At 77.2% G+C, this 7,238-nt stretch carries 4 protein-coding genes; 1 reads left to right on the forward strand and 3 read right to left on the reverse strand.

Translation table 11 applies throughout. From position 1 onward, the window contains the following. Nucleotides 1–247: 247 nt before the first annotated feature. Nucleotides 248–1,300, reverse strand: coding sequence for an alpha/beta hydrolase (locus ACWGKU_RS39325; RefSeq protein ID WP_452180321.1), 1,053 nt, complete (start codon nucleotides 1,298–1,300; stop codon nucleotides 248–250). Nucleotides 1,301–1,413: 113 nt separating this feature from the next. Here ACWGKU_RS39325 and ACWGKU_RS39330 point away from each other — a divergent pair, with 113 nt between their 5' ends. Further along, the gene (locus tag ACWGKU_RS39330) at nucleotides 1,414–2,034 is read left to right on the forward strand and encodes a TetR/AcrR family transcriptional regulator (protein ID WP_359914928.1); all 621 of its coding nucleotides are present in this window, start codon (nucleotides 1,414–1,416) and stop codon (nucleotides 2,032–2,034) included. Between the two features lie 90 nt (nucleotides 2,035–2,124). On the opposite strand, the gene ACWGKU_RS39335 is transcribed toward ACWGKU_RS39330, so the two are convergent. Both ACWGKU_RS39335 and ACWGKU_RS39340 read right to left on the reverse strand, forming a co-directional pair. Next, on the reverse strand, nucleotides 2,125–2,538 hold the full coding sequence (locus tag ACWGKU_RS39335; protein ID WP_452180322.1) for a PPOX class F420-dependent oxidoreductase: 414 nt from the start codon (nucleotides 2,536–2,538) through the stop codon (nucleotides 2,125–2,127). A 34-nt stretch (nucleotides 2,539–2,572) separates the two neighbouring features. Beyond that, a partial coding sequence (locus ACWGKU_RS39340; RefSeq protein WP_452191787.1) for a DNA repair ATPase occupies nucleotides 2,573–7,238 on the reverse strand: 4,666 nt, incomplete at its 5' end.

Below are 7,238 nucleotides of genomic sequence, written 5' to 3' on the forward strand. Positions count from 1 at the left end.
GGCCGGGGGCTGGCTGGCCGTGGGGGGGGCCGACCCCGGGCGCCCCGATCCCGCCGGGGAGACCCGGGCCGCCCCGGCGCCCCGGCACCGGCCGGCGGTGCCCGGCCCGGGCCGGAGCCCCGAGCCGGGCCCCGGGTGGAACCCGCCCGCGGGCCCGGAGCGGAGTCCGGGCCCGGGACACTGATCCACTCGGCCGGATCGCCGACACGCGCGGATACCCCGACGGGGGAACCGTGCGGTCGTCGGACTATCCCAGGAGAGTGGTCCTCAGCCAGGGGACGATCAGCGCCATCGCCTCGCCGAACCTCGAAATGGCGCAGTGCCCGGTGTCCGGGATCAGCTCGACCCGGGTGTCGCGGCGGCCGGCGAACACCAGGGTGTCGTGCCGCGGGACGTGGACGTCGTCGGCGCCGTTGAGCACCAGCATCGGCGCCTGGTCGTCCCGGTCCAGCAGCGGGCGCAGACCGAAGGAGCCGAAGGCCCGGCCCAGGGCCGCCCGGTCCGGTGCCGCGTCGAAGCCCAGGGCGTTGCCCACGATGCCGTCCATGCCGAAGTCGAAGCCGCGGTCCGGGTCGAAGGAGTGCTCGACGGGGCCGCCGAGCACCACCGCCGCGTCCACGGCACCGGTCAGCCCGGTGCGCGCGGAGTAGTAGCCGCCCATCGAGATGCCGAAGTGGCCGACCCGGCCGTCGCCGAGCGTACGGGCGAAGGCGATCAGGCCCTCGATCACCTCGGTGCCGCCGTCCGGGGTCATCGGCAGGTGGGAGGTCTCGCCGGTGCCCGCGAGGTCGAACAGCAGCAGCCGGACCGGCAGGGCGAGCGCGAGCTGCTCCCACATGCCGTGCAGGTCGGTCTTCCAGGAGTCCACCCCGCCGCTGGCCAGCACCACCGGGGCGTCGGCGGGCAGGCCCGGTGCGGCCATCAGGTGGACCGGCACCGCGGCCTCGCCGCCGCGGTGGGGGACGGTGAGCGTGCGGCGCTCGACGTCGACCGGGAAGCCGGGCGAGGCGAGCAGGTACTGCTCGACCTGGCGGGCCAGCGCGGTGCGCTTCGGAGCGTCGGCGAGCGAGGGGAACTTGGCCCAGCCGTACGCCTGGGCGGCCTGGCGGTGGCGCCCGGCGCCGGCGTGCCGGGCGGCGAGGGCGGACCACTCGTACACCCAGCCGCCGGGCCGGTCGGCCCACATGTCGGTGACGGCCGCGCGGACCGCGTCCACCTCGGCGGCGGGCAGGCCGAGGGTCATCTGCGGGTAGCGCTCGACGAACAGGTCCTGCGGGTCCAGGGGCCAGGTGAAGGACATGGCGATGCCTCCTGTCGCTCTTAAAGCCGGAACTCTTGCATTAGCGACTATGCGCCGGAGGATCGCTTAATGCAAGTATTCCTGCGTTAAGGTGGTGGCGAGGTGATCGACACATGACCGAGGAAGAGCCGGACCCGATCCGCCGCCGTCCGGGCGGCCGGGCCGCCCGGGTGCGCCGGGACGTCCTGGCGGCCGCCATGGAGGCGCTGGCCGAAGGGGGCGTCGCCCGGCTCACCATCGCCGACGTCGCGGCCCGGGCCGGCGTCAACGAGACCACCGTGTACCGGCGGTGGGGCAGCCGGGAGAAGCTGGTGCTGGACGCCATGCTGACCGCCAGCGACGAGGGCATCCCGGTCCCCGACACCGGGGCCGTCCGCACCGACCTGACCGCCTTCGCCCGCGCGCTCGCCGCGTACCTGGCCACCCCGCTCGGCCGGGCCGTGGCCCGCGCGGCCGCCCTCGGCTCCGAGGACCCGGCCCTCGCCGAGGCCTGGCAGGTCTTCTGGGACTCCCGCCTCGCCCAGGCCGGCGCCGTCGTCCGGCGCGCCGTCGACCGCGGCGAACTCCCGGCCGGCACGGACGCCGACCTCGCCCTGGAACTGCTCAGCGCACCCCTCCAGGCCCGCGCCCTGCTCGGCCACCGCGAGATCGGCCCCGAGCTCCCGGAGCGCCTCGCGGACCTGATCCTGGACGGCCTGCGGGCCCGGGACCGGCGCACGGAGGACGGCGGCTAGCGCACGCAGCACGGCGGCTGGCGCACACAGCGCGGCGGCGCCCCCGGCCGGGGGGCAGGGGGCGCCGCGGAGGGTGTGGGGCCGGCCGGGTCAGCCGACGTCCCGGGCGGTGGAGCCCGGCGACTCCAGGTTCCAGGTGACGATCCGCCGGGGGTGCACCCGGATGACGTCCCGGCTGAACCGGTCGGGCGCCACCGGCGGGACGTCCACGGCGAGCACCTCCGCCCGGCCGCGGATCTCCACGCCGCGCCCCCAGCCGCCCGCGACCGGATCGTCGGCGGGTGCCAGGTCGTCGATCAGGACGGAGACCTCGGGGCGGTCCCGGGCGTTGCGGTACTTGCGGCTGCGGGCGTTGTCCGGCCCGCCGATGTCGATGGTGCCGTCGTCGTTGAGCCGGAAGCCCACCGGCCGGACCTGCGGGGAGCCGTCCGGGCCGAGGGTGGCCAGACGGGCCAGCGGTTGGCCGGTGAGATAGCCGCGCTCGCGTTCGGTGAAGTAGCCCATGCGGCCGAGGCTAGGACCTCAAGCGCCCTTCAGGTCAAGGGCGTTCGGCGGCGCGCCCGCGCTCCTGCCAGGACCTCTTCAGCTCCGCCCAGCGGGCCGCCTGCTCGGGTGTCAGGGTGCCGCGGAGCTCGGCGAGCTTGAGGAGCTGGGCCTCGGCCTCGGCGCCCAGGGGCTGGGCCTCGGCCCGGTAGTGGTCGGTGAGCAGGGCGTCCAGTTCGGGGCGGGTGAGGGCGGGGTCGAGGCGCTGGGCGAGCTTGGCCATGTTGCGGTAGGAGCCCTGGAGCAGGAAGGGGGGCTCGGTGCGGGTCCGGTCGTCCTGGGCGGCGGAGGCCAGGTAGGCGCGGTTGACGGCCAGGACGGTGGAGCGCAGGTGGAGCAGGCCGGCCAGGACGGCGGTCATCCGCTCGACCTCGGCGGCGGGCCAGGGGCCGGCCAGGGTGCCGCCGGGCACGCCGCCGGCGCGGGCGAGCAGGGTGTCGAGGTCGGCGCGCTCGGCGGTGGCGAGCGGGGCCAGGTGGGGGCCGGCCGGCAGGGCGTTCTCGACGAAGCTGAGCGCGAAGAGGTCCTCGCGCCCGGCGACGGCGTCGCCGAGGTTCCACACGTCGGCGCGGTTGGCGAGCATGTCGGGCAGCCGGAAGAGGCGGCCGGACTCGGTGTACGGGTTGGCGGCCATGACCACGGCGAAGCGCTTGCCGCGCAGGTCCCACTCGCGGGCCTCGCCGTCCCACACGCCGTCGATCCGGCGCTGGGCGTCGCACAGCGGGATGAAGCGCTGGAGGAACTCGGGCGAGGTGTGCTGCACGTCGTCCAGGTAGAGCAGCACGTTGTCGCCCGCGTGCAGAGCGAAGTTGAGCTTCTCGACCTCGCGCCGGGAGGTGGCGTCGGGGGCCTCGGCCGGGTCCAGCGAGGTGACCCGGTGGCCGAGCGCGGGGCCGCTGACGGAGACCAGCAGCAGCCCGAGCCGCTCGGCGAGGTACTCGACCAGGGTGGTCTTGCCGTAGCCGGGCGGAGAGACCAGCAGCAGCAGGCCGCTGCGGTCGACCGGCCCGCCGGCGGCGGCCGTGCCGAGCTGCTTGGCGAGGTTGTCGCCGACCAGCGGCAGGTACACCTGGTCGATCAGCCGGTTGCGGACGAAGCCGTTGAGCGGGGCGGGCCGGTACTGGTCGAGCCGCAGCCGGGCGTGCTCGGCGGCCAACAGTTCGCCCCGCAGCCGCTGGTAGGCCCGGTGGCCGGGCACCTCGACCTGCTCGAACTCCCGCACCTTGGCGAGCAGTTCGTCCAGTCGGAGGTCGAGCGCCCCGCCCGCGAGCCGCGGGTGGTCGCCGAGCAGCCCGGTGATCCGGGCGCCCACGGCCCCCTCGGCGGGCCGGCGCGGCAGCGACGGGCAGAGCAGGACGGCGGCGGCCTCGGCGAGGTCGGCCGGGTCGGCGTCGGCTGCTCCCGACTCCAGCCAGGCGGCGGCCAGTTGGCGCCGTACGGGCAGCAGCCCGGGCTCCTCGGGCAGTGCGGCCAGCGCCTCGGTGAGGCCGGCCGACTCGGGTGCCGCGCGGAACTTGTCGACCAGCGCGGCGGCGCCCGGGGAGTGGGCGAAGCTGGGTGCGGCGGCGGCCAGTTCGGCCACCAGGTACGGGCCGGACGGCTCCGCCCCCGGAACGAACTCCGAAACGGTGGCGGAGAGTTCGGCCTCCAGTGCGGCCAGCGCCGCCAGCGCGGCCGACGCCGGGGCGCCACCGAAGGCGTCCCGGGCGAGGCCCAGCGAGCGGGCCCGCGTGTGCCAGAGCAGCCGCTGCCGCTCGTCGGCGCCGTGCGCCCAGTACAGCTGGGCGGCCGCCCGGGCGCCCGCCGGGTGGCGCAACAGCCCGGCCCCGGCGCCGAGCCGGAGCAGGGCGCGGAGCAGCAGCGCGGCGTCGTGGTCGTGCACGCCGCGCTGGTAGCCCTCGTCCGGGCGCTGCTCGGCGGCCCGCCGGACGTACTCCAGCAGCTCGCCGTCGGTGCGCGGCGCCCCCGTCTCGGCGGCCGGCAGCAGGCTCGCCGCGAGGTACTCGGCGCGGTACAGCTGCGGGGTCTCCGAGGGCAGCGGGCGGTCCCAGTACCGCTCGGTGGCGGCGAAGGCCGGGTCGGTGACGGGGGAGCGGTAGTCGGTGCCGGTGAGCGTGAAGGCGGGGCGTCCGCGCCAGGGAACCAGGGCGAGTTCGGGCCGCCGGGTGGTGACGGCGAACAGGTGGCGGCCCAGCCGCAGGGTGCCGGGGCCGTCCCCGGCGAGTTCGGCGCGGTCGCGCAGGGCCCGCTGGGCGCGGCCGCGCGCCGCGCGCAGCCGTCCGGTCAGCTCCTCGGCCCGGACCCGGTCGCCGAGCGCGGTCAACTGCCCCGCCAGGTCGCGGAGTTTGACGGCGGTCGGGTCGGCGGCGAAGGCCGCCTCGATCTCCTCGGCGGTGTCCAGCGCGGCCAGCCGGCGGTGCAGGGTGTCGAGGATGCGTCCGGCGGACGCGACCAGCCGGTCGGCGCGCCGGGCCCGCTCCTCCAGCAGGTGCTGGCGGCGGGCGGTGAGCGCGTCGTGGATCTCGGTGCGCCGGGCGGTGAGCTGCTCGCCGAGGGCCGGGTCGGCGTCGGCGAAGCGGGTCTCCAACTGCTCGATCCGCAGCAGCAGCCGGCCGAGCTGCTCGTCGCAGTCCTCGGGGGTGTCGGCGGCGGCGAGTGCGGCGGTGGTGGCCTGGCCGAGCAGGGCGGTCTCGGCGGCGAACTCGGCGGCGGCCTCGCGGGTGCGCAGCTCCCGGCGGCGCACGGTCAGCGCGGACCGGGCCCGGTTGAGCAGCCCGAGCACGTCGGCGAGCCGGTCGAGGATGGCGGTGCGGGTGGTGGCGTCGGCCAGATCGAGGGTGCCGACCAGCTCCGAGACGGTCTGCAGGGCCTCGCTCTGGGCGGCCAGTTCGAGACCCAGCGGTTCGGCCTCGGCGGCGGTGGCGATCGCGGCGCACCGCTCGGCCAGCTCGCCCGCCCGCTGCCGGTGCGGCTCGAAGGCGGTCGGCTCGGCGAGCTGGACGACGGCGCGGTCGGCGGCCCGGGCCAGGCCCTCGGCGAGGTGCGCGGCGAGCGCGTCGATCCGCCGGGCGTCGGCGCGCGGCAGGTCGCGCAGCGCCTCGACGCGACCCTGGGCGCGGCGCAGCCCGGCCAGCCGGTCGACCCACTCGGCGGCGTCGGCCAGGGTCTCGCCGCGGGCGGTGCGCAGCAGGCCCTCGACGTGCTCGGCGGTCTCGTCGGCCCGCCGGGCGGCGTGCGCGGTGAGCTGGGCGACGGCCTCGTACTCGGCGACGACCTGCCGGGCGGTGTCGCGGATCTCGGCGAGCGGCGCGGCGAGGTCGCCGAGACCGCTCTGGCCGAGCCAGTGGTGCCGGTCGGCGGTGCGGGTGCAGGCGGCGAGGACGGCCCGGTGGCCGGCCGGGGTGTCGGCGCCGGCCGCGGCCAGCCGGGCCAGGGCCAGGCAGTCGGCCAGGCCGCGGACCAGGTCGGCGTTGCCGATCCGGGCCAGCGGCCCGCTGCCGGGCGGCTGTTCGGCGGCGAAGCGCTCGCTGGTGAACGGGGTCTGCCAGAGCTGGACGGGGTGCAGCCGGGTCGGCCCGTCCTCGGCCGGGCGCAGCGCGATCAGGGTGCCGTCGGCGAGCAGCGAGTAACCCTGGCAGGGCAGCGGGGCGGCGGCCTCCTGGCGCACGCTGTTGTACGGCTGGAGCAGGGCGCGGCCGTCGGCGGGGGAGCGGAACTCGTACAGCACGTCCTCGCCGTTGGGCGACAGGACAGTGCGCTCGTACACCAGGCCGTCGACCGGCTGGTCGAAGACGCGCACGGTGCCGTCCACCAGGTGGCAGCCGCCGGGGAAGGCCACGCCCTGGTCGGCGGGCAGCCGCAGGCAGGCCTGGCCCAGCGCGTCGATCCGGGTGACGGCGCCGGTGGGCAGGTGGACCACCAGGTGCCGGTCGGTCTCCTCCTGGTACGGGCGCACCCGCACCAGCAGCAGGGTGCCGAGCCGGGCGTGGGCGATCCGGGCGTCGGCGAGGGTCTGCAGGGCCTCGGCCAGCGGTTCGCGGTACAGCTCCCGGCCGTCCGGGGCGGCGATGGTCAGCCGGCCGCCGTCGACGCCGATCAGTAGTTCTCCGGCCAGGTCCGCGCGGGGCGGGCGGCCGGGCCCGGCGGGCAGCTGGTCGTCCCGGGTGACGGCGGTCCAGGGCAACTGCTGCCCGTCGGCGGGGGCGTGGTCGCGCTCGCCGCGCCCGTCCAGGTAGGACGGCTGCGCGTCGTCGGCGGGGCCGCCGTCGAGGCGCCAGCGCAGCACCCGGACGTCGGCGGCGGCGGGGCCGGTGCGGAAGACGGCGAGCAGCCGGCCGTCCACCGCGCGCAGCCGCTCCAGCCGGGCGTCGCGGAAGTAGCGCCGCAGATCGGCGAGGTCCTGGCGCAGCCGCGGGTCGTCCAGCAGGGTGCCCTCGGCGGGCGCGGGGGAGAGGTCGGGGTGGTGCAGGCCGAAGACGTCGTCGAAGTCCCCGACGCCGTCCGCGGCCTCGACCGGTCGGGTGCCGAGCAGCAGCAGCCCGCCGACGGCGGTGAGGTCCTGCGGCAGGCAGGACCGGGCGGTGGTGAGCCGCCCGGTGCCGGCCAGCCGCAGCTCCCCGCCGCCGAACTCGTCGACCCGGCGGGCGTTCAACGCCTGGGCC

It is taken from the genome of Kitasatospora sp. NPDC054768 (assembly GCF_053612025.1).

Bases quoted from the DNA above. Each gene is read 5' to 3' on its own strand.
- ACWGKU_RS39325 (WP_452180321.1), bottom strand. From the start codon at position 1,300: ATGTCCTTCACCTGGCCCCTGGACCCGCAGGACCTGTTCGTCGAGCGC.
- ACWGKU_RS39330 (WP_359914928.1), top strand. From the start codon at position 1,414: ATGACCGAGGAAGAGCCGGACCCGATCCGCCGCCGTCCGGGCGGCCGG.
- ACWGKU_RS39335 (WP_452180322.1), bottom strand. From the start codon at position 2,538: ATGGGCTACTTCACCGAACGCGAGCGCGGCTATCTCACCGGCCAACCG.